The sequence below is a fragment of the Xanthomonas sp. CFBP 8443 genome, from assembly GCF_025666195.1.
Lineage (GTDB): Bacteria > Pseudomonadota > Gammaproteobacteria > Xanthomonadales > Xanthomonadaceae > Xanthomonas_A.
This window is the reverse complement of the sequence record NZ_CP102592.1, coordinates 3,798,032-3,820,667: the sequence shown is the minus strand read 5'-3', so window position 1 is coordinate 3,820,667 and position 22,636 is coordinate 3,798,032. Positions and strand designations below refer to the sequence as shown.

14 protein-coding genes and 1 pseudogene are annotated in these 22,636 nt (G+C 69.4%); 6 read left to right on the top strand and 9 right to left on the bottom strand.

Annotated features, from left to right (window positions below; genetic code table 11):
- Positions 1-563 precede the first annotated feature (563 nt).
- A complete protein-coding gene (locus NUG20_RS15975) occupies positions 564-2,078 on the top strand; it encodes an MASE1 domain-containing protein (RefSeq protein ID WP_263395417.1) in 1,515 nt (504 codons plus the stop codon).
- Here the strand turns inward: NUG20_RS15975 and NUG20_RS15970 are convergent.
- The 4 genes from NUG20_RS15970 to NUG20_RS15955 form a co-directional block, all read right to left on the bottom strand.
- Positions 2,068-2,361 (bottom strand): hypothetical protein, encoded by a 294-nt coding sequence (locus NUG20_RS15970; RefSeq protein ID WP_263395416.1) that lies wholly within the window; start codon positions 2,359-2,361, stop codon positions 2,068-2,070. The genes NUG20_RS15975 and NUG20_RS15970 overlap by 11 nt on opposite strands.
- Before the next feature lie 476 nt (positions 2,362-2,837).
- A complete protein-coding gene (locus NUG20_RS15965) occupies positions 2,838-5,225 on the bottom strand; it encodes a TonB-dependent receptor plug domain-containing protein (protein WP_263395415.1) in 2,388 nt (795 codons plus the stop codon).
- 597 nt (positions 5,226-5,822) lie between these two features.
- Positions 5,823-6,248: a VOC family protein gene (locus NUG20_RS15960; RefSeq protein WP_263395414.1), complete on the bottom strand. Its 426-nt coding sequence runs from the start codon at positions 6,246-6,248 to the stop codon at positions 5,823-5,825.
- A gap of 156 nt (positions 6,249-6,404) precedes the next feature.
- Positions 6,405-8,795, bottom strand: coding sequence for a TonB-dependent receptor plug domain-containing protein (locus NUG20_RS15955; protein ID WP_263395413.1), 2,391 nt, complete (start codon positions 8,793-8,795; stop codon positions 6,405-6,407).
- Positions 8,796-8,986: 191 nt separating this feature from the next.
- Here NUG20_RS15955 and NUG20_RS15950 point away from each other — a divergent pair, with 191 nt between their 5' ends.
- Together NUG20_RS15950 and NUG20_RS15945 are read left to right on the top strand one after the other, a co-directional pair.
- Positions 8,987-10,843: an ABC-F family ATP-binding cassette domain-containing protein gene (locus NUG20_RS15950; protein WP_263395412.1), complete on the top strand. Its 1,857-nt coding sequence runs from the start codon at positions 8,987-8,989 to the stop codon at positions 10,841-10,843.
- A 94-nt stretch (positions 10,844-10,937) separates the two neighbouring features.
- The gene (locus NUG20_RS15945; RefSeq protein WP_263395411.1) at positions 10,938-11,444 is read left to right on the top strand and encodes a YcxB family protein; all 507 of its coding nucleotides are present in this window, start codon (positions 10,938-10,940) and stop codon (positions 11,442-11,444) included.
- 141 nt (positions 11,445-11,585) lie between these two features.
- Here NUG20_RS15945 and NUG20_RS15940 read toward each other — a convergent pair whose 3' ends face one another.
- Both NUG20_RS15940 and NUG20_RS15935 read right to left on the bottom strand, forming a co-directional pair.
- Complete coding sequence (locus NUG20_RS15940) at positions 11,586-11,876, bottom strand: hypothetical protein (RefSeq protein WP_263395410.1); 291 nt, start codon at positions 11,874-11,876, stop codon at positions 11,586-11,588.
- Between the two features lie 219 nt (positions 11,877-12,095).
- Positions 12,096-12,974 carry a LysR substrate-binding domain-containing protein gene (locus tag NUG20_RS15935; protein WP_263395409.1) on the bottom strand — a complete coding sequence of 293 codons (879 nt, stop codon included), beginning with the start codon at positions 12,972-12,974 and terminating at the stop codon, positions 12,096-12,098.
- Between the two features lie 197 nt (positions 12,975-13,171).
- On the opposite strand from NUG20_RS15935, the pseudogene bla reads away from it, so the two are divergent.
- Positions 13,172-13,963: pseudogene (gene bla, locus NUG20_RS15930) on the top strand (class A beta-lactamase); the annotation flags it as partial.
- Positions 13,964-14,075: 112 nt separating this feature from the next.
- Here the strand turns inward: bla and NUG20_RS15925 are convergent.
- Both NUG20_RS15925 and NUG20_RS15920 read right to left on the bottom strand, forming a co-directional pair.
- Positions 14,076-16,226: a phosphocholine-specific phospholipase C gene (locus NUG20_RS15925; protein ID WP_263395407.1), complete on the bottom strand. Its 2,151-nt coding sequence runs from the start codon at positions 16,224-16,226 to the stop codon at positions 14,076-14,078.
- A gap of 85 nt (positions 16,227-16,311) precedes the next feature.
- Positions 16,312-18,702 carry a TonB-dependent receptor domain-containing protein gene (locus NUG20_RS15920; RefSeq protein ID WP_263395406.1) on the bottom strand — a complete coding sequence of 797 codons (2,391 nt, stop codon included), beginning with the start codon at positions 18,700-18,702 and terminating at the stop codon, positions 16,312-16,314.
- A gap of 542 nt (positions 18,703-19,244) precedes the next feature.
- Between NUG20_RS15920 and NUG20_RS15915 the strand changes: the two genes are divergently transcribed.
- Complete coding sequence (locus NUG20_RS15915) at positions 19,245-19,586, top strand: FmdB family zinc ribbon protein (protein WP_263395405.1); 342 nt, start codon at positions 19,245-19,247, stop codon at positions 19,584-19,586.
- A gap of 146 nt (positions 19,587-19,732) precedes the next feature.
- Here NUG20_RS15915 and NUG20_RS15910 read toward each other — a convergent pair whose 3' ends face one another.
- Positions 19,733-20,719: a DUF3011 domain-containing protein gene (locus NUG20_RS15910; protein ID WP_263395404.1), complete on the bottom strand. Its 987-nt coding sequence runs from the start codon at positions 20,717-20,719 to the stop codon at positions 19,733-19,735.
- A 158-nt stretch (positions 20,720-20,877) separates the two neighbouring features.
- On the opposite strand from NUG20_RS15910, the gene aspS reads away from it, so the two are divergent.
- Complete coding sequence (gene aspS, locus NUG20_RS15905; RefSeq protein WP_263395403.1) at positions 20,878-22,635, top strand: aspartate--tRNA ligase; 1,758 nt, start codon at positions 20,878-20,880, stop codon at positions 22,633-22,635.
- Position 22,636 lies beyond the last annotated feature (1 nt).

The following is a 22,636-nucleotide window of genomic DNA, read 5'->3' as shown; positions in this document are numbered from 1 at the left end:
CGCGTCGCACGACGCGCGGCCGCCGCCTGCTTGCGGGCCACGACACCTTGCGATGGCATTGGCTTGCCGAGCGCTGCGACGTCGCCGGCGGCCGCTGCCACGTCCCGGCATGTGCTTCCGATCAACGCTGCAGCAGCGGCGGCGCGGCGGCGCGGCGGCAGGGCACATCGCGCTTCGGCAAACATGCGTCGCGTTCGCATTCCCGCGCGCGCTATCCGTTCTGCGCCGCAGTCGGCCGCTCCGCCCGATTGCAGTAAAGCCGCTCCGTTCCGACAAAACGCCGACATCGCCGCCTGGATACCGGGTTACACAGCATCTGGGACGCCGCCGCGCCAATATCGGCGGCACTCTCACACAAGCGTGATACGCGAAACCGTCAAAATTGCGCCGGGCCGGGAAGACGTCGAATGAGAAGCCTGTCCCAGGGCTCCTCGCGATCGCTGCAAACCCCCGCCAGGCAAGGGGTTGCCGCGATCGCGCGCGCTGCAAAATGTCTACTGTGCGGGTTCGCGGCGTGCTGTATGTTTGCGCCAATTGGGCGTCCTGCCAAGGATCAAGGTGGCATGGCAACACTGAAAAAATTCGCTGGCGGCATCCTTCTGAGTGCGCTGTATTGCGCGCTCTACATGACCGTGTGGCGCTGGTCGGTGGACCAATGGTTCCTGCCGGCGGGCGTGCGCGCGGCGGCGTTTCTGTTCCTGCCCTACCGGCTGTGGCCGTATGTGCTGCTCGGCGACGCCGCCGCGTTGCTGGCGATGCGCGTGCCGATGGCCAACCACGACGGCGTGAGCGAAGTGTGGGCGTACCTGAGCCCGTTCCTGGTCGCGCCCTTGTTCGCGTTGCTGCCCTGGGCCTTCCGCAGCCGCTTTCCCGCCGCCACGGCCGTACAGCGCTGGTTGCCGCTCCTCACCGTGAGCCTGGCGCTGTGGGGCCTGCTGGTCAACAAGGCGGTCAACGCGATGTTGGACGGGCCGGCCGCGTTCATCACCCTGGAGCACAGCGTCAGGTACTGGATCGGTAGCTATCTGGGCATCCTGATGTTCTTCCTGCCGGCCTTGCTCTGGCTGCATCGCAAGACCGACAAGGCCGTGCCCAGCAAACTGCTGCGCGACTCCGCGATCGCGGTGCTCGCGGTGGCGGCGATCTTTGCGCTGGCGATGAGGACGCCGGGCCTGTTGCACCAGGTCATCTTGCTGATGCTGCTGGTGCCCGGCGCCTGGCTGACGCTTTCGCATGGTTGGCGCGGCTCGGCGGTAGGCGTGGTGCTGGCCAACCTGGCGGTGGCCATGTCGCTGCCGCGCTCGAACTATTCGGGCGCCTACGACCAGCAGGGATTCGACGTGCAGATGCTGATCGCGGTCGCCGCGACCCTGCTGTTCGTGCTCGGCGCGAAGATTTCCAGCGCCTTCCGCCAGGCGCGGCATTTCGGCTATGCCGAGCAGCAGGCGCTGCAGGTGGCGCAGGCCAGCTACATGTCCGCCGAACGCACGCTGCGCAACCGGGTGATCGAGTACACCGATATCCATGTCCACCTCAACAAGCTGCGCCGCGACATCGCCTCCTCGCTGAAGGAGCGCGGGCACTACGCCGCGGCCATGGAAATGAACCGCACCGGGGTGATCCAGGCGCAGCTGCTGGACGACTACGTCGCCGCGCTGTATCCGCTGGACATCGAGACCCATGGGCTCTACGGCGCACTGAGCTCGGTCGCCTTCGCCAATGCCTGCGATACCGAGGTGGAGACGCGGTTGCGCGGCGAATCGCGGCAGCTATCGATCGGCCTGCAACTGGCGGCGTACCGCTGCGTGCTCAATGCGATGGAGATCCTGCCGCGCGGCGGCCGGCATCGGATCACTGCGCGCGTCTGGAACGTGCGTGGCCGGCGCGGCCTGGTGGTGGCGATCGCCGCCGATCCGGCGCTGCTGCTCGACACCGGCGCAGGCAAGAGCACGGACGAGATCGAGTGGGAGCTGGCGAGCCGGCTGAAAGCTCATGACGGCACCTGTCGGCGTCGCCATGAGCTGAAGATCAGCTTCCTCGTCTCCGAACTCTCGGAGCGGCGCCCCCTCACTTCTTGATGGTGACGGTCCACGCGTCGCCGCTGGCGGTGCTGGAGCGCTGCACGGTGAAGTAGCGTGCATCGTAGAGCACCATGCCGCGGCTCTGGTCCAGCGTATCGACGATGCTGACCCGGTCGACGTCCTGGCCCATCGGCGTCACCCAGGCGGTGTTTTCGATGCGCGCCACGGCGCCGCGGACCTGGCCGTTGGCATCGTTGATCTGCAGGTAGGTCACCCCGCCGCGCTCGAATTGATAGATGCTCACGGTGGCGTTGGTCGACAGATTGGTTGCGGCCGGCATGCTTTCGCCCAGGCCTTGCGTCGCGATGTGGCTACCGCCTCCGGTGGGGCAGCAGGTCTGCGCGTGGGCGGCCGTGGCGAATGCGGAGCACAACAACACTCCCGAGGCCAGCGCCGCGGTTTTCGAGATATTCCAGTCCATAGCTTGTCCTTCCCCTGCTAAGGGTTTTTATCGCCTGCCGTTCAGGCGATTCCACCTTACGCGAGTCGCGGCGGACAGCTGTTGACAAATATCGGGTAGATAAACGGAGTTTTAGCCTATGCCATTGATATCCCGCATATTGTGAGGATGTCTACCGAAGTAACTTCCTCCGGTTCTTAATCTGTGTTAGCCGGTTGAGTTAATCGACAGGCGGCAGCCGGCTTAATGTGCGATGGCCGCTTACGCAGCGCGCGGCAGCCAAAAAAGCCCCGGCGAACCGGGGCTTTTCTATCCGCTCAGCGGCCGGCGCCGCATCGTCTACGTATCGACCCGGCTCACCATTTGAAGTTGACGTTGGCGTAGGCGAACGCACCGTTGAAGCCGAACGGCGAGGAGGTGCTGTACGGCAGGTAGGTGCGGGTGCCCGCGCCGGCGCGCGACTGGTCGGGGTATTCGTCGAGCACGTTGTCGCCGCCGATGGTGAAGTCCCAGTTGCCCAGCTTGTAGCTGGCGGCCAGGTCCAGCGTCCACTTCGCCGTATAGGTCTGGTCGGCCGCGGGCGTGGTGCCGAAGTCGGTGAATTCGCCCCAGCGCGTGGCGGTGGCGGTGAATGCCCAGTTGCCGGGCGCCCACACGCTGCTGAGGAAGAACTTGTCGCGCGGCGCGCCCTTGGTGATGCGGCCGATCTCGGCGCGGCCGATGCGCACCGCGGTCGGGTCGATCGCCTCCAGCACCGCCGGGTTCTCGGCGATCTTCTCGATCTCGGTCTTGTTGTAGTTGTAGCCGGCGGTCAGGTCCAGGTTGCTGTTGCTCAGCGCGAGCTTGTAGGTGCCGACCGCGTCCACGCCCTGGGTCTTGGTGTCGATGGCGTTGGTGAAGTAACGGCCGCCGCCGATGCCGGCGTAGCCGTTGGCCTGCAGGTAGTTGCGCACTGCTGTGGAGGTCAGGTTTTCCGACAGCACGATGCGGTCGTCGATGTCGATGCGGTAGGCGTCGACGGTGACGTACAGCGCATCGACCGGTTGCAGCACCAGGCCCAGGCCGTAGTTCTTCGACTTCTCCGCCTTCAGCGGCTCGGCACCGAGCGCAACCGCGGCCGGATTGTCGGTGCGGAAGGTGCCGATCTCGAACGGCGTGGCGGTAATGCTGCCGTCGGGCTGGGTGACGTTGATGAAGTTGGTGGCGATGGACTGGAAATACTGCTGCTGCAACGACGGCGCGCGGAAACCGGTGGAGGCGGTGGCGCGCAGCGCGATCTTGTCGGTGAAGGCGTAGCGCAGCGACAGCTTGCCGGTGCTGGTGTCGCCGAAATCGCTGTAGTTCTCGTAGCGCCCGGCCAGGCCGGCGGAGAACTTGTCGGTGATGTCGCCTTCCAGGTCGACGTAGGCCGAATAGCTGTTGCGGTCGTAGTGGCCCGAATCGCTGGGCTTGAAGCCGGCGTATACCTGCGCGCCCGGCAGCAGCGTGCCGTTGGCCGAGGGCACCCCGCCATTGAGGTAGGAGGCCACGTCGCCGGGCGATTCGTTGAACTTCTCGCCGCGCCACTCGCCGCCGAAGGCCAGCGTGACCGGATAGGCCAGGCCGATCTCCAGCGACTTGCTGAAGTCGGCGTTGAGCAGGTTTTGGGTGACTTCCAGCGAACCGGCGTAGAAGTCGGTGGGGCTGCTCAGGCCCATGCTGTTGTTGAGGCTGTTCTTGACCTCGAAGCTGAGGTCGTTGCGGCCGTAGTTGTAGCTGATGTCGATGCCCAGCCCGCCCTCGGTGCTGGCCTTGAAGCCGCCGACCCAGGAGACGTCCTTGCTGACGTTGTAGATCTGCGGCAGGAAGCCGCCGGGGTAGATCTCCGGACGGTTGCGGTTGTCGCCGGACCAGCGGAAGTAGCCGTTGGACAGCACTTCGCGGCGGCTGAGCATGCCGTAGGAATAGAACGTGATGTACTCGGCCGGGCTGTACTGGCCGTTGTAGGAGAACGCGCCCTGGTCGATGTCCGGGTCGCCGTAGCGCTGCTGCACTTCGCCCAGGTACGGCTTGGCGCGGTCGGTCTGGTCCTGGTGGCCGGCTTGCGCAGCGAAATGCACCGCGCCGTTCTCGCCGAACTTGACCCCGGCATCGCCGGACAACTGGTACTGCTCGCCGTCGCCGGCGCTGTACTTGCCGTAGCGCGCGGCGATGCTGCCGCCATCGCCGCTGCCCTTGAGCACGATGTTGATGACCCCGGCGATGGCGTCGGAGCCGTACTGCGCCGAGGCGCCGTCGCGCAGCACCTCGATGCGCTCGACCGCGGCGATCGGAATGGTGTTGAGGTCGGCCGGCGACGAGCCGCGGCCCTGCGCGCCGTTGAGGTTGACCAGCGCGGTGGTGTGGTAGCGCTTGCCGTTGACCAGCACCAGCACCTGGTCGGGCGAAAGCCCGCGCAACTGCGCCGGGCGCACCGCGTCGGAGCCGTCGGTGATCGCCGGGCGCGGGAAGTTCAGCGACGGCACCGCGCGCGACAGTGCGGTGGCCAGTTCGGTGGTGCCGGTGGACTGCAGCATTTCCGGCGAGATGATGTCGATCGGCGAGGCCGACTCGGCGACGGTGCGGTCGGCCACGCGGGTGCCGGTGACGATCACGGTATCCAGCGTCTGTGCGCTGCTGGACGTGCTCTGGGCGATGGCGGGCGCTGCGGAGGTGGTCAGGGCGAGGGCGACGGCGATAGCGAGAGGATGGGACGTGCAGTTCATCGGTGGGCGGCTCCAGAACGGGGGAGGTCGCCGCCAGATTCGCCATCACCCCCTCCCGGGTGTCGCGCGCATGGCGAACGTGGCGGCTGTCCAGTGGATTACCGGGATATGTCAGGTGTGTCAATGTTCCGTTAAACCTTGTTGCGTGGTTGCAAGTGCAACGACCGCCGCGACACTTGCGCCAGCGGCGATGCGGCCGTTCGCCGCGCTTGTAGACAAAACCGGGCGGTGTCGTCCGACGGGGCGGTAGAAGTGCGTTGCGCTTCGCGCGTCGCGCCGCGTGCCGGCAAAGGCGGCGCCACTCACACGGCGGCGGGCGACCACACTGGAGGATGTGCGTAGCGAGGCGCCGCAAGCGCGCGTGTGAGGGGTGAGGAAACTCGATCAGGCCGACGCTGCGTCAGCTTTCAACAGCTCGCTCCGCATGTGCCGCAGTCGCTTCACGTCAAGTGCCGAGGATGGCGTGTAGGCGCAGGCATCGACATGCTCCCGCGCCTCCCGCATGCGCAGGTCCGGCATCCCTTGCAGCGCAATGGCGACCAATGCGCTTGCGCTCCACAACTGGATCGTGGAATCAGTCCGGCAGCTGCAGTCGGCTCAGAAGCTGATCTGCACCGCGTCGGCACTGCGTTGTGCCGGCCCGTGGAAAACCGCTTCGATGTTGTTGCCGTCGGGATCGAGCACGAACGCCGCGTAGTAGGCGGGGTGATACGGGCGCAGCCCCGGCGCGCCGTTGTCGCGTCCGCCATGCGCCAGCGCGGTGCGGTGGAAGGCGTCGACCATCGCGCGATCGCGTGCCTGGAACGCGAGGTGGTGGCGTCCGGTCAGCTCGCCCTGCGCTAGCGTACTGCGGTCGGACACGAACAGTTCGTCGGCCCAGAAATAGCCCTCGCCCTGGCCACCGAGCGGGATGCCCAGTTCGCCGAGCACGGCGGTGTAGAAGGCCTGGCTCGCCTGCAGGTCGCGCACCACCAGGTGCAGGTGGTCGATCAGGCGCCCGCGGTACAGTCGCTCGGTTTCCATGTGCATGCTCCGCCGAAGGAAGATGGCGCGTGTGATACCACCGTTCCCGCCCTGGTTTGTTCAGGTCGTGTGGATGCGAGACGCCGGCGTGCGGCGCAAGAACGAGCACGCCCCGGACCGGCCGGGGCGTGCTCGTGGTGCGCTACGTACGTGGGCCTACCAGCGGTAGTTGATCCGCCCGTACACATAGGCGCCATTGAAGCCGTACGGCGAATAGTTGCTGTACGGCAGCATGCCGTAGGTGGAGTTGACCAGGTTGGTGGTCTTGTCCGGATACTGGTCCAGCAGGTTGTCCGCGCCCAGGGTCAGGGTCCAGTTGCTGCCGGGCTTGAAGCTGGCCGAGGCGTCCACCACCCAGCTCGCATCGTAGGTCTGGTCGCGGGCGGCGCTGGCCGAGTTGCGCACGGTGAAATCGCCGTAGCGCGTGGCGGCCAGGTTGAAGTCCCAGTGCTGCAGCTTCCAGGTGCCGCTGAGGATGAGCTTGTCCTTCGGGAAGCTGTCCTCCAGGCGGCCGATCTCGTCGCGGCCGAGGATGGTCTGGGTCGAGCCGATCGCCGCCAGCGCCTGCGGCTGTTCGACCGCATCGGTGATCTCGGTCTTGCTGTAGCCGTAGCTGGCGGTGAGGTCCAGGGTACTGGCCGCGAACGGGATCGTGTAGGTGCCGACCAGGTCGACGCCGCGGGTGCGGGTGTCGGCGGCGTTGGCGAAGTAGCGCACGCTGGTGACGTTGGCGTAGCCCAGGCCCTGCAGCTGCGCGAGCACGGCGGCATCGTTGAGGTTGGAGGAGAGCAGGATGCGGTCGTCGATCTTGATCTGGTACGCGTCCAGGGTCACGTACAGGCGCTCGACCGGCTGCAGCACCAGGCCCAGGCTGTAGGACAGCGAGGTCTCGGCCTTCAGCGGCGCAGCGCCCAGCGCCTGGGCCACGGCGCTGTCCACCGGGAAGGTGCCCGATTCGAAGAAGCTGCCGTTGATGTAGTTGCTGGTCACCGCCTGGTACTGCTGCTGCGCCAGCGACGGGGCGCGGAAGCCGCTGGCCACGGTGCCGCGCAGCGCCACCTTGTCGGTGAAGGCGTAGCGTGCCGACAGCTTGCCCGAGCTCTTGCTGCCGAAGTCCGAGTAGTCCTCGTAGCGGCCGGTGAGGCCGGCGGAGAACTTGTCGGTGAAGTCGGCTTCCAGGCCGGCGTAGACGGCGTAGTTGTGGCGGTCCGAATGCACCGCGTTGGCTGGGGAGAAGCCGGCGAAGCCCTGCGCGCCGCCGGTGGTGCCGGTGTAGGACGCCGCTTCGCCCGGCGACTGGTTCCACTTCTCCTGGCGGTATTCGGCGCCGAAGGACAGCGTGACCGGGTAGGCTAGGCCCCATTCCAGCGGCTGGGTGAAGTCGGCGTTGAGGATGTTCTGGGTGTACTCAAGCGCACCGTCGTAGAAGCTGCTCGGGCTGTCGGTGCCCAGGCTGTAGTTGATGCTGTTGCGGGTGTTGAAGCCGATCTTGTTGTAGCCGTAGTTGTAGCTCACGTCCCAGCCGAAGCCGCCCGCGGTGCTGCCCTTGAGCCCGGCGACCAGCGAGCGGTCCTTGGAGGACTGGTCGATTTCCGGCACGTAGCCGTCGGGGTAGGTCTGCGCCAGCAGCGCGCTCTGCCCGTTGTGGTTGCGCGAGCGGTAGAACGCGAACGAGGTGATGTCGCGGTTGCTGGCGATGGCGGTGGCGTAGCCGGTGACGTTGTCGCTGAAGCGGAACTCGCCGTTGGCCGAGACCGCGCTGGCGTCGACCTGCGGATCGCCGTAGACGAAGGTGGTTTCGCCGATGCCGGGATAGTTGCCGGTGTTCGGCGCGACGCCCTGGTACGGGCCGGCGCGGTTGGTCTCGTCCTGCTGGCTGATCTGGCCGGCCACGTGCAGCGTGCCGCGGCCGTCGCCGAAGCTGACCCCGGTGTCGCCGGAGAGCTGGTACTTCTCGCCGTCGCCGGCCGAGTACTGGCCATAGTCGACCGCCAGGCTGCCGCCCTGGCCGGCGCCCTTGAGCACGATGTTGACGACGCCGGCGATGGCATCGGAGCCGTACTGCGCCGAGGCGCCGTCGCGCAGCACTTCCACGCGTTCGATCGCCGCGATCGGAATCGCGTTGATGTCCACCGCCGAAGCGCCGCGGCCGATGCTGCCGTTGACGTTGATCTGCGCGGAGGTGTGGCGGCGCTTGCCGTTGACCAGCACCAGCACCTGGTCCGGCGACAGCCCGCGCAGCTGCGCCGGGCGGATGCCGCTGGTGCCGTCGGTCAGCGCCGGGCGCGGGAAGTTCAGCGAGGGCAGGGCGCGCGACAGCGCGGTGGCCAGCTCGGAGGTGCCGGTGGACTGCAGCGCTTCGGGGGTGATGATGTCGATCGGCGACTGCGATTCGGCCACGGTGCGGTCGCTGACCCGGGTGCCGGTGACGATGACGGTGTCCAGGGTGCTCGGCGTGGCGCTGCCATCGGCGTTCTGGGCGAAGGCGGGGATGCCGACGAGGACCGCGACGACGGCGGTCGCGAGCCGGGAAACAGGGTGCTTCATGGATTCTCCAGACAACGGGTAGGCCGCGAGGGCCCAATAAGTGGGGGAGCGGGCGGCGCGGGGTGCCACAAGCGGGGTGGCAGGGTGGCGCGCGGGTCCCTGAGCGTCAATTATTCGTTAACGGTAGAATCGTGTCCCAGGAAGCATGCTCATCTGCATATTCCCAACCGTTCTTTGGACGCTCTCCCCCGATGATTTCGTTACGTAATTTCGCCATGCGCCGCGGCGAGCGGCTGCTGTTGTCCAATGTCGATCTGACCCTGCATGCTGGCTACCGCGTCGGCGTGGTCGGGCGCAACGGCACCGGCAAGTCCAGCCTGTTCGCGGCGATCCGCGGCGAGCTGGAGGCCGACAAGGGCGACGTGGAGCTGCCCGGCAAGCTGCGCACCGCCAGCGTCGCCCAGGAGACCCCGTCGCTGCCCGATCCGGCGCTGGACTTCGTGCTCGGCGGCGACACCGAGGTGGCCGCGGCGCTGCAGGCCGAGGCCGACGCGCTGGCCGCCGAGGACTGGGAGGCGGTCGCGGCCGCGCACGTGCGCCTGGAAGAGGTCGGCGGCTACGACGGCACCGCGCGTGCCGGCAAGCTGCTGCACGGCCTGGGCTTTCCGGCGGCGACGCATTCGCGCCCGGTCAAGGATTTCTCCGGCGGCTGGCGGGTGCGGCTGAACCTGGCGCGGGCGCTGATGATGCCCTCGGACCTGCTGCTGCTCGACGAGCCGACCAACCACCTGGACATGGACGCGGTGCTGTGGCTGGAACAGTGGCTGCTGAAGTACCCCGGCACGCTGCTGCTGATCAGCCACGACCGCGAGTTCCTCGACAACGTCGCCACCCACACCCTGCACCTGCATGGCGGCGGCGCCAAGCTGTACGTGGGCGGCTATACCGATTTCGAGCGGCAGCGCACCGAGCAGCTGCGCCAGCAGCAGATCGCGCACGACAAGGAACAGGCCGAGCGCGCGCACCTGCAGAGCTTCATCGACCGCTTCAAGGCGCAGGCCAGCAAGGCCAGCCAGGCGCAGAGCCGGATGAAGCGGCTGGCGAAGATGGCCGGCACCGAGGCGGTGCGCGCCGAGCGCGAGTTCCGCATCGAGTTCGCCCAGCCCAATCGCCTGCCGCATTCGCTGATCCGGCTCAACCATGCCGACTGCGGCTACGGCAGCGAGGTGATCCTGCGCCAGGCCGGCTTCGGCCTGGAAGCGGGCGACCGCATCGGCCTGCTCGGCCCCAACGGCGCCGGCAAGTCGACCCTGGTCAAGAGCCTGGTCGGCGAGATCCCGCTGCTGAGCGGCGAGCGCAGCGCGCACCCGGACCTGCGCATCGGCTACTTCGCCCAGCACACGGTGGAATCGCTGCACGAAGGGCAGTCGCCGATCGACCATTTCCGCGACATCTCGCCGGACGCGTCGATCCAGGCGTTCCGCGACTTCCTCGGCAAGTGGAATTTCCCCGGCGACCGCGCCTTCGAAGTGGTGGACGGTTTCTCCGGCGGCGAGCGCGCGCGCCTGGCGCTGGCGCTGATCGCCTGGCAGCAGCCCAACGTGCTGCTGCTCGACGAGCCGACCAACCATCTGGACCTGGAGATGCGCGAGGCGCTGGCCGAGGCGCTGAGCGACTTCGAGGGCGCGATCGTGATGGTCTCGCACGACCGCCACCTGATCGGCCTGGTCTGCGACACCTTCTGGCGCGTGGCCGACGGCGTGGTCGAGCCGTTCGCCGGCGATCTGGACGAGTACGCCGCGTGGCTGCGCAGCCGCCCGGCCGCGCAGGGCACCAAGCAGAAGATGGCCGAGGTCGCGCCGACCCCGCCGCCGCCGGTCAAGCCGCTGCCGGCGAAGAAGCCGCCGAACCCGCACAAGCTCGCCGCCGCCGAGAAGCGCGTCGGCGAGCTTGAGGCGGCGCTGGCCGAGCTCGATCGCCAGCTGGCCGATCCCAAGCACTACGCCGATGCCGAAAAGATGGCGGTGCTGGGCCGCGACCGCGAAGCCACCGCGCAGCAGCTGGCGCAGGCCGAGCAGGCGTGGATGGAACTGATCGAGGGCGCGTGAGCGGCGGCGCTTGCCTGCGGCGCGCTGTCTGGCGCCGCACGTGCGCGCCGGTTCGCTAAGCTGTGGCGCCACGCCAGCAAGCAGGGAGCCAACCATGATCAGCGGCATCATCAGCGTGGACGACTATCTTGCCGCGCAACGTCTGCATACCCGGCATCAGCTGCGGCGCGCCTTGGCGGTGCTGGTGGTCGCATTGCTGGTCGGGCTGGTGCTGGTGCTGTCGCTGCCGTCCGCGGCCACGGTGTTCGGCGCCTTGCTGATCGGCGCCGCCGGCGGCGGGCTGATCGGCCTGGGCGTCACGCGCGCGTGGATACTGCCGCGCAAGGTGCGGCGCCTGCACGCGCAACAGGCCACGCTGCGGCACGTCGTCACCTATGCCTGGAACGAGGCCGAAATAGAGGTGTCGTGGTCGGGCGGGCAGGCGCGCCATCCCTGGGCCGACTACGTCCGCTGTCGCGAGAACGCGCAGGTACTGCTGCTTTACCACAACGACATGCTGTTCGAGCTGGTGCCCACCTCCTGGTTCGCCGATGCCGCCCAGCACGAGGCGTTTCGGCGGCTGGCGTCGCGCGTGGGGGCCTCTGCCGCACGCGCTGTGTAGCTGCGGCCGCAGATGGGTGTGCGAACACGGGTGACGCGTCGCGGCAGAAGTGGAGCGTGCGCCCGCGGCGTGTGCAGGGCGGCGCGCCGGACCGTTGCCAGCTCGTGCGCCCCGATCAGGCGCCGGCGTTTAGGGGGTGGCTCAGGCGGCGGCGCTGGCCACGACCAGCAGGCCGCCGGCGATGGCGGCCCAGTCCAGCGGCGTGCGCGAGCGCAGGCTGCGCAGCGACGGGCGCGCCGTCGGCGTCGGCCGCAGGCTGGCCTTGATCGCCATCAGCGCCAGTCCGGTCGCGCTGAGCGCCCAGTGCCATTCGCTCGCGCCGCTGCGCAGGAAATAGGCCAGGTGCAACAGGCACAGGCAGGCCAGCGCAGCGGCCAGGACGACGTCGCGAGAGACCAGGGCCGGACGCGCGGCCATGACGATACGGTTCATTGCGTGTTCCCCCCAGGAACGTGATCGCCTTCCCCTGGCGCACATTGCAACTGCGACCCTGATCATAGTTCGGCCTTCGGCCGGCCGCCAAGTGGCAGTGCACAAATTTTTCACGCGGTTTGGTGTGGGGGTCTGCACGGCTCCGAGGCACTCGCGGGTCTAGGTGTCGTGCAGCGAAGGCGGTAGCGCTCGGACCGAAACCGCGGGGCGAAGCGCCGCTCAGTGCCCCGCCTGCTGCCCCTGCTCCTGCAGCCACTCGCGCAAGCGGCGTCCGGCGTCGCTTTCCGCGCGCGAGCGCAGGCGGGTGAGCCAGTAGCGTCCGGCGTCCAGGCGGGTCGGGAACGGCGCGACCAGGCGCCCGGCATCCAGGTCCTGCGCGAACAGGCGCAGCGGCAGCAAGGCCACGCCGGCACCCGCCGCCGCGGCGCTGGCCAGGGTCAGCGACGAGTCGCAGATCGGCCCGCCGGCGACCAGTTCGGGCGCGCCGGCCGCCTGCAGCCAGTGCGGCCATTCGTCCAGCCGGTAGGAGCGCAGCAACGGCACGCCGCCCAGGTCGGCCGGTGCGCGCAGCGCGCGCGCCAGTGCCGGCGCGCACACCGGGGCGAACGGCGCATCGAGGATCGGCGTGGCGCACTGGCCTTGCCAGTCGCCGTCGCCGAAGCGGATCGCCAGGTCCAGGCCTTCGCCGGCCAGGTCGACCCGGTTGTTGTGGGTGTGCACGCGCAGTTCGATGTCCGCATGCGCGGCGTGGAAGGCGTCCAGCCGCGGCAGCAGCCAGCCGACCGCGAACGTGCCGACCACGCCGAGGCTCAGCGTCTCGCGGTAGCGGCCGCCGGCGAAGCGCTGCAGGGTGGCGGCGATGCGGTCGAACGTCTCGGTCAGCACCGGGTGCAGGCGCTGGCCCTCGTCGGTCAGGGCCACGCCGCGCGGCAGGCGCTGGAACAGGACCACGCCCAGGCGCTCCTCCAGCCGTTTGATCTGGTGGCTCAGCGCGGCCTGGGTCACGCACAACTCGGCGGCGGCGCGGGTCAGGTTCTGGTGGCGCGCGGCTGCCTCGAAGGCGCGCAGGGCATTCAATGGCAGCTGCGGGCGGATCATCGTCAGGAATTAGTTTTGCTCATGGCTGAGATTGAATAACCTCGCTGGTGGGCGGCGGTCAAGCTGCGCATCATCGACGCTTCCGACGGAGGTGGACGATGCTGGCGAGACGACAATTTTTGCAGGGAATGGGGTTGGCGGCGGCAGCGCTGGCGGTCGCGGTGGCGGACGCTAAAGCGCCGCAGAGCAAGGCGCCGGCCCTGGCGCAGCGGCTGGCCGCGATCGAGCGCGGCAGCGGCGGCCGGCTCGGGGTGACGCTGCTCGACGGCAACGGCGCGACGCTCGGCGGGCAGCGCCAGGACGAGCGTTTCCCGATGTGCAGCACCTTCAAATTTCTATTGGCGGCGGCGGTGCTGCAGCGGGTGGATCGCGGCGAACTGACGCTGCAGCAGCGCGTGCAGATCCGCGCGGCGGACATGCTGTCGCACGCGCCGGTCACCGAGCGCCATGTCGGCGGCGCGCTCAGCGTGGCCGAGCTGTGCCAGGCGACGATGATCTTCAGCGACAACCCGGCCGCCAACCTGCTGTTCCCGCTGGTCGGCGACCCGCCGGGGCTGACCCGCTTCCTGCGCGGACTCGGCGATACGCAGACCCGCTCCGACCGCCACGAGCCGGAGATGAACCGGTACGCCGCCGGCGACCCGCGCGACACCACCACCCCTGCGGCGATGGCCGCGACCCTGCGCGCGCTGCTGCTCGGCGATGCGCTGCAGCCGGCCTCGCGCAAGCGGCTGACCGATTGGATGATCGACAACCGCACCGGCGACGCCTGCCTGCGCGCCGGGCTGACGCCTGCCTGGAAGATCGGCGACAAGACCGGCAGCAACGGCGTCGACACCCGCAACGACATCGCCATCGTGTGGCCGCCGGGCCGGCGCACGCCGTTGCTGCTGACCGCCTATCTCAATGGCGCCAAGGTCGACGACGCCGCACGCGACGCGGCGCTGAAGGCGGTGGCGGTTGCGGTACGGGAAACGCTCGCGCACTGAACGCCTGGCGTGTCCGGTCCGCGCAACGCATGTAGTCGGCGATGGGCTTCGGCGACAAGCGGTGGCCGTCCGGGCTTCGCCATCGCGGCCTCTCCGAGCGAAGGCGGGGCGCTCAACCGGGCGCGGCGATCTCGGCCACCTCGCTCTGGTGCAGCTGCGCCGGCCCGCCCATGGCCGGATCGCTGACGCTGGCCTTGCCGGTTTCCACGCGCCCGGCCAGACGCTGGCGCGCGCGGTCCTGCACCAGCCACAGGTCGTACCAGCCGCCGGTGGGCGCCGCTTTCCAGGCGAGCCGCCGCTGCGCGCCCGGGGCCAGGCTCAGGCGGTCGTGCGGTTGCGCCTGCGCGTAGGCGCCCGGCTGCAGTTGCACGTGCAGGGCGCTGTTGCCGGGATTGCGCAGCAGCAGGCACAGCGCCTGCGGATCGTCCGCGTCCTGCGCGATCTCGGCCTGCAGCAGCGGTGCGTCGAGGTCGCCGCGGTAGTGGCGGTGGAAGCCGTTGGGGCCGAGCAGCCACAGGTCGTAGCGGCCGTCGTAGGTGGTCCAGGTGGCGTCCAGCGTCGCGCCGCCGCCGACCGTGTAGCGCCGCGGAATCGCCGCCAGGTCGTAGCGGTCGTAGACGTGCAGCACCGCGGCCGCGCCGGCATTGGCCATCCGCAGCCGCACTTCGCCGCGCGCGTCCACGTGTTCGAACTGCACCGTGGGGCGATACGGCAATGCGCGCGAGCGGCGCACGCCGAACGGCTGTTGCGGCGCCTGCACGGTGGCCGGCAGCGGCGGCAGCGCATGCTCGCGCAGGGCGGCCGCGCGCGCCGCGGCGGCGCTCACATCGGGCAGCGCGGCGACGAACGGGCGCGTATCGGCCTGGCGGAAATCGAAGGCGTCGAGCAGGTCGCCGCAGACCGCGCGGCGCCATGGCGTCAGTCCGCTCGCGGCGACGCCGAAGCGGCGTTCCAGCAGGCGCAGCACCGAGGTGTGGTCGTAGACCTGCGAGTCGATCCAGCCGCCGCGGCTCCACGGCGAGATCACGTACAGCGGCACCCGTGGGCCCAGGCCATAGGGCCGGCCGCGCAATTCCGGCAGGTCGGCCTTCTCGTCGCCCGGCGCCGGATGCAGATGGTATTCGCCGTCGGTGCTGACCGTCGAAGCGCCGGCCCAGCCGCCGGTGGCGGCCGGATCGGGCGAGGGCGGCGCCGGCGGCGGCACGTGGTCGAAGAAGCCGTCGTTCTCGTCGAACATCAGCAGCAGCGCGGTGCGCGACCAGACCTGCGGATCGGCGGTCAGCGCGTCGAGCACGCGCGCGGTGTAGGCCGCGCCCTGCGCGGGACTGGACGGATCGGGATGCTCGCTGCCGGCGGCGTCGGCGATGATGAAACTCACCGCCGGCAGCCGCGCGGCGAGCACGTCCTCGCGCAACTGCGCCAGCGTGCGCGTGCCGACCCCGCGTTCGCGCAGCTGCGGATCGTGGCCAGGCGCGCCGCGCCAGGCCGCGCGGAACGGCGCGAAGCCGGCCAGCGGGTTGTCGGTGAAGTTGTCGGCCATGTCCTGGTAGATCTGCCAGGACACGCCGGCGCGCTGCAGCGCCTCGACGTAGCTGGGCCAGCGGTAGTCCTGCGCATGTCCGCCCAGTTCGGGGAAGTTGTCGTGCGAGTTGGCGATCACCGGCCCGCCGGCGTGCGCATGCGCATCGTTGTGGCCGGTCCACAGGAACACCCGGTTGGGATTGGTGCCGGCCTGGATCGCGCAGTGGTAGGCGTCGCACAGGGTGAAGGCCTCGGCCAGCGCGAACTGGAACGGCAGGTCGGCGCGTTCGTAATGGGCCAGCGCATGGTCGCGCTTGGCCGCGGTCCAGTGGCCCATGCGGCCGTGGTCCCAGGCCTGCTGCGCGTTGGGCCAGGTGTGCGGCGTGCCTTGCACGCGCATGGTGGCGAAGTCGCGCGCGGTGTGCAGCGGGAACGGCGCCAGCAGCCGGCTGCCGTCCGCGCTGGGCTGCAGCCAGACGCTGCGCCGTGCCGCCTCGGGCAGCGGCGGCGCCGGGATCGGGAAGCGGTCGCCGAAGCCGCGCGCGCCGGGAAAGCTGCCGAAGTAGTGGTCGAAGGCGCGGTTCTCCTGCATCAGGATCACCACGTGCTGCAGGTCCTGCAGGGTGCCGCTGCGTACGTCCGGCGCGATCGCCGCGGCGCGGGCGATGCTGGGCGGCAGCAGCGCCGCGGCGGCACCGGCGACGCCGGCCTGCAGCAGGCGGCGGCGGGGAAGATCGGTCATGGCACGGGCACCGGCAGGACGGAACGAAGAGGGCTCGCCGGCGGCATCGCGCCGCCGGCGAGGGCGCAGCATGCGGGCTGCGCGATTACAGATCCAGCGTCAGGGTCAGGCCGACCGTGCGCGGTGCGGCGATGAAGGCGCTGTCGCTGCCGTCCACGCCTTCCAGGTAGCGCTTGTTGGTGAGGTTGCTGACGTTGAGGTCCAGCTTCACGCCCTGCAGCTGCGCCGACAGCTGCGACAGGCTCAGGCCCAGGTGCGCGTCGAAGGTGGTGACGCCGTCCAGGCTGGCGCTGTTGGACGCATCCAGGTAACGCTTGCCCAGGTAGCGCCCGGAGATGCCGAACGCCCAGGCCTGGCCCTGCCAGTCGGCCGAGGCGACCAGGGTGTTGCGCGGCTGGCCGATCACCTGCGAGCCGGGGGTGATCTCCAGCGCCGTGTCGCGCGCCGCGTCGCCGCTGCCCAGGTAGGTCGCCTTGTTGAAGGTGTAGGCGCCGTTGATCCGCCAGCCGTTGTCCCAGCCGTAGCCCAGCGCCGCTTCCAAGCCGCGCGCGTGCACGCCGCCGAAGTTCTCGTAGACGCCGTCGGTCTCGCCCAGGTAGTCGATGCCGTCGACGAAGTTGGCCGGCACGTAGACGATGCGGTTGTCGAAACGGATGTCGTACACGGTGACGCTGCCGGTCAGCGGCCAGCGGCTGATGCGCAGGCCCAATTCGACGTTGTCGGCGGTTTCCGGCTTGACCCGGCTCAGCGCCACCGGGTCGGTCTCGCCGAGCACGCCGGAGGGGATCGCGGCGAAGTTCTGCGAGTAGCCGGCGAAGGCTTCCAGGCCCTTGACCGGCGTGGTCCAGGTCAGGCCGGCGGAGAACAGCGGATCGGAATGCGCGTCCGATGCGGCGTGCTGGCTGTCGCCGATGCGGCGGTCGCGGGTCTGGTCGACGAAGAACTGCTTGACGCCCACGCGCCAGGCGAAATCGCCGTAGCGCATCAGGTCCTCGACGTAGTACATGCGCTCGTCGGTGTCGTAGCGGTCCTTGAACTGCACCCAGTACGGGCTGTGGTCGAAGGCGATGTTGGTGCCGACGTTGAGCAGCCGGTGCCAGTCGCGGGTGACGCTGCGCTGGTACTTCTCCAACCACACGCCGGCGCGCACGGTGTTGTCGATCGCGCCCAGCGCGGTGCGCCATTCGGCATCGGCGGTGAACCCGGCGCGGTCGTTGTCGTAGTGGCTATGGCGGTAGGACTGCACCGCTTGCGAACCGGCCGGGTAGCAGGCCGGGTCGGACTCGGCCGGCAGCGCCGCGCTGCCGCTGCAGCCGGCGCGCATGGTCGCCGCCGCGCCGCTGGGGGTGACGAAGTAGATCTTGCCCAGGTCGCTGCCGCCGTACACGGTGCGCCCGCCCCGGTATTCCGATTCCGGATTGCCGCTGCCGTCGTCGCTCACGTCCACCAGGTACGGTGGGATCCAGTCGCCGCGGCCTTCCAGGCGGTGCGCGTAGCCGGCGAACGTGGCCTTGAAGCCGTTGCCGCCGTCGAACGCGCCGCGCAGGTAGCCGAAGGTGTTCTTTCGGAGCGCGCGCGAGCCGGAACGGTAGTTCTGGTCCAGATAGGGAATGCCGGTCAGCGTGCCGGTCAGCAGGTCGTGCTCGGGATCGCGCGCGAACTGCTCAGGGGTGACGCTGGTGTATTCCGACTCGTCGGCGTCGTCGTAGGACAGGTAGCCGCTCAGTTTCCATGCGCCCAGCTCGCTGTCGAACTTGCCGGCCAGGTGGTCGCGAGTGGTGTGGCCGCTGCCGTCGATCCAATCGTCGTTGCTGCTGTGCGAGGCGCTGAGCCAGGCCTTGGTGCTGCCGATCAGGCCGGTGTCGTAGCGGGCGTAGTACTTGCGCGCATCGTTGTCGCCGATGCCCACCGCCACGCGCACGCGCTGCGCATCGAGCGGCTCGCCGGTCAGGTAGTTGAGCGTGCCGCCCAGCGCCTCGTTGGAGCGCGAGGCGATGTCGGCGGTGCCCTGGCTGACTTCCACCGTCTCCAGGTCCAGCGGATCGATGAAGCGGTTGGCCTTGGCGCCGCCGCCGTAGGCCGAGCCGCCGTTGGGCAGGCCGTCGATGGTGGTGCCGATCTGCTGAGTGTCGCGGTTGCTGACGAAGCCGCGCATGCTGATCTGCGTGCCCCAGTCGGAGGAGCCGAACGCGTCGGCCTCGGTCACGATCACGCCCGGCAGTTCGTTGAGCACGTCGTTGACGCTGCCCATGGCGAACTGGCGGTCGAGCATTTCCTTGCTGACGCTGGTCTTGGCGTAGGTGGTGGCCTGGCCGACGACCTGGACCTGCTCCAGGGTGGAGACCTGCTCGCCAGCATCGGCGGGGGCCGCGGGAGCGCCGGTGTCGCTGGCGGCCTGGGCGTGGGCGACCATGGCCGACAGCAGCAGGGCCAGCGCGGTCCGCCGCGGGACACGGAAACTTTTCGGAAAATTCATCAAAGGTGAACGCTTGCATGTGGGGGACCGTGATGGTGTCGGCGCATGGTTGCGTGGATGTGACTGTCGGTTTGCGGCCCTTGTGCGCATGCCTCTGCGGTGGCGGCGCGCTCGGCTGCTCCTTCTCCCATCGGGGCTACGGCCCCTTTGGTGGAAGGTGCCCGAAGGGGCGGATGAGGGTGCGGACGCAGCCTCGTGCGCCCAGCGGGTCGCTTCGCGCCGGACCCTCACCCCAACCCCTCTCCCGACGGGAGAGGGGCTTCGGCTGTCCCTTCTCCCGGTGGGAGAAGGTGCCCCGTAGGGGCGGATGAGGGTACGGGCGCAAGCCTCGTGCACCCAAAACCAGCGAGTCGCTTCGCGTCGTAACTTCACCCCAGATCCTCTCCCGGTGGGACAGGGCTAGGCGGGCTGGCGGCCGGCGCCGCCGTTGCCGCTATGGCCTCGGCAGGCACCGCCTCGGCGGCCAAGCTGACGGCATCGCTTGAAAGCCTGCGCCCGGGCCCCATACTGGCGGCCTCTGTTCCTCTCGCGTTTTTGCCGCCATGCCGATCTATGCTTTCCAATGTGCCGAGTGCGGTCACAGCTTCGACCGCCTGCAGAAACTCTCCGATCCCGATCCGGACGTCTGCCCGTCGTGCGGCGCGCCCGCGGTCAAGCGGCAGCTGACCGCGCCGTCGTTCCGGCTGTCCGGCAGCGGCTGGTACGAGACCGATTTCAAGAAGGACGGCGACAAGAAGCGCAACCTGGCCGAGTCCGGCAGCGGCAGCAGCAGCGGCGGCGAGACCAAGCCGGCTGCGGCGGCGGCCTCCACCGACAGCGCGGCCAAGCCCGCCGCCGCGCCTGCGGCCACGCCGGCACCGGCGGCCAAGCCCGCCGCGACCTGAGGGCGCGCCTGTAGGCGGCGTCGCGCGGCTCGCCCGGCCAGGCACCTTTGCCACCGGCGGCCCGAGGCCCGCAGCAGCAGCCAACGCCCAAAAATGCGAACGGCCCGGAGTCGCCTCCGGGCCGTTCGCGTTTCCATCTAGGAAGATCAGCGGGCGCCGAAGCGCGCCCGGCAGCCTTCCTTGACCCATACCGCGTTGCCCTCGTACCCCCAGTTGCGGCCTTCCACGCAGGTGGTGCCGGACAGCTGCTGGATCACCGCCGGGCGGCCCTGGCGGCGATCCCAGGCGCAGCTGCGCAGGCGCTTGTCGTCGCTGCTGCAGGTCACCGAGTAGTCGCCGCCGCCGGACGGCGGACGGCCCGGGCCCCAACCGCCGCCACCGCCACCGCCCCGGCCTTCTGCGAATTCGCCGCGGCAGCCATCGTCCACCCACACCGTGCCGTCGCGCTGGCCCCAGCTGCGGCCCTCGATGCAGCGGGTGTCGGACAGCTGCCGCACCAGCACCGTGTTGCGCCAGCCGGTGTTGCACACGCGTTGCCGCTGGTCCTGGCTCTCGCAGCGGATGGTGCCGCCGGGACCGGCGCCGCCGCCATTGCCGCCGCCGCCCCAGTTGCCGCCGCCACCGCCGTCGCCCCAGCCGCCCCGGCCCTCGGCGAAGCGGCCGCGACAGCCGCGGTCCACCCACACCACGCCGGGACCGGCGCCCCAGGTCTGGCCCTCGATGCACGGCGAGTCCGACAGCGTGCCGACCAGCCGCGCGCGGCCGCGGAACGGGGTCGCGCACTGGCGGCGCTTGCGGTCGCTGCTGGAGCAGGCGATGGTCTGCGCGGTGGACCCGGGCTGCGGCCGCCACTGGCCGCTGCTGCCGCGCAGCGAAGTGGCGATGTCCTGCTGGATGCGGCCGAAGCCCCAGCCGCGGTCGATCTGGTCCAGATAGAACTCCAACTGGTCGTCGGGGATCTGCCGGCCGCGCGACTGGTCGGCGTACTCGCGCTCGATCGCCCGCACCCGGCTCGGCACCGACAGCTGCCGCAGGTCCTCCGGCGCGTAGGCGCGCGCGCTCTGCGCGGCCACCGGCCCGCTGGCCAAGGCCAACCCGGCCACCAATAGCCAACCGCTCAGCTGCTTCAACATGGGTCCCCTCCGATGCCCGTGGATGTGGGCGGACTATAGCCTCACGGAAACTTAAGGCCAGGTGAGTTGCGGCGCGATTTGCCCGGGCCGGCGCCGCGCCGCAGAATATCCGGCTTGCCGGCGCCTTCTGCGGCGGCGGTCCCTCCTTGGAGTTTGCGATGCGTACCCACTTCTGCGGCCTGGTCGACGAGACCCTGATCGGCCAAACCGTCACCCTGGCCGGCTGGACCGATGTCGCCCGCAATCTCGGCGGCGTCTGCTTCATCGACCTGCGCGACCACGAAGGCATCGTGCAGGTGACGGTGGAGCCGGAGAACGCGGAGGTGTTCGCGGTCGCCGCTTCGCTCGGCTACGAGGACGTGCTGCAGGTCGAAGGCGTGGTGCGCGCGCGGCATGCGGTCAACGACAAGCTGCGCAGCGGCAAGGTCGAGGTCATCGCGACCCGCATCAGCGTGCTCAACAAGGCCGCGCCGCTGCCGTTCCATGCGCACGAGAACCCGGGCGAGGAAACCCGCCTGAAGTACCGCTACCTGGACCTGCGCCGCCCGGAGATGCAGCGCATGCAGCGCACCCGCATCAAGCTGGTGCAGGCGCTGCGCCGGCACCTGGACGGCAAGGGCTTCCAGGACATCGAGACGCCGATCCTGGCCAACGTCACTCCGGAAGGCGCGCGCGACTTCCTGGTGCCGGCGCGCATGCACGCCGGCGAGTTCTACGCGCTGCCGCAGTCGCCGCAGCTGTTCAAGCAGATCCTGATGGTGGCCGGCTTCGACCGCTACTACCAGATCGCGCGCTGTTTCCGCGACGAGGCGCTGCGCGCCGACCGCCAGTTGGAGTTCACCCAGCTCGACATGGAGTTCGCCTTCGTGCGCGAGCGCGACGTGCAGGACTTCGTCGAAGAGATGATCCGCGCCATCTTCAAGGAAGTGGCCGAGGTGGAGCTGGACGCCAGCTTCCCGCGCATGACCTGGGCCGAGGCGATGCGCCGCTACGGCTCGGACAAGCCGGACCTGCGCATCGCGCTGGAGCTGGTCGACGTGGCCGAGCTGGTCAAGGACAGCGAGTTCGCGGTGTTCAGCGCCGCCGCCAACGACGCCGGTGGCCGCGTCGCCGCGCTGCGCATCCCAGGCGGCGCCAGCCTGTCGCGCAAGCAGATCGACGAGTACGCCGCGCACGCCGCCAAGTACGGCGCCAAGGGCCTGGCCTACATCAAGATCGGCGACAACGGCGAGATCGCATCGCCGATCGCCAAGTTCTTCGGCGAAGCGGCCTTCGCCGCGCTCGTCGCGCACGTCGGCGCCGGCAACGGCGACATCGTGTTCTTCGGCGCCGGCGCCTACGGCAAGGTCTCCGATTTCATGGGCGCGCTGCGGCTGAAGGCCGGCAAGGACTTCGGCCTAATCGCCGACGGCTGGCGCCCGCTGTGGGTCACCGATTTCCCGATGTTCGAGTACGACGAGGAAGCGCAGCGCTACGTCGCCCTGCATCATCCCTTTACCGCGCCGGCGGTGGAGGACATCGACGACCTGCGCGCCAACGCCAGGACCGCGGTGTCGCGCGGCTACGACATGGTGCTCAACGGCAACGAGATCGGCGGCGGCTCGATCCGTATCCACCGTACCGACATGCAGGCCGCGGTGTTCGAACTGCTCGGCATCGGCGCTGAAGAAGCGCGGATCAAGTTCGGCTTCCTGCTCGACGCGTTGAAGTACGGCGCGCCGCCGCACGGCGGCATCGCCTTCGGCATCGACCGCATCGCCGCGCTGATGGCCGGCACCGACTCGATCCGCGACGTCATCCCGTTCCCCAAGACCACCGGCGCGCAGGACCTGATGACCGGCTCGCCGTCGCCGATCAGCGAAGAGCAGCTGGCCGAAGTGCACGTGCAGGTGCGCGCCAAGCCGGTGCAGGGCTGAG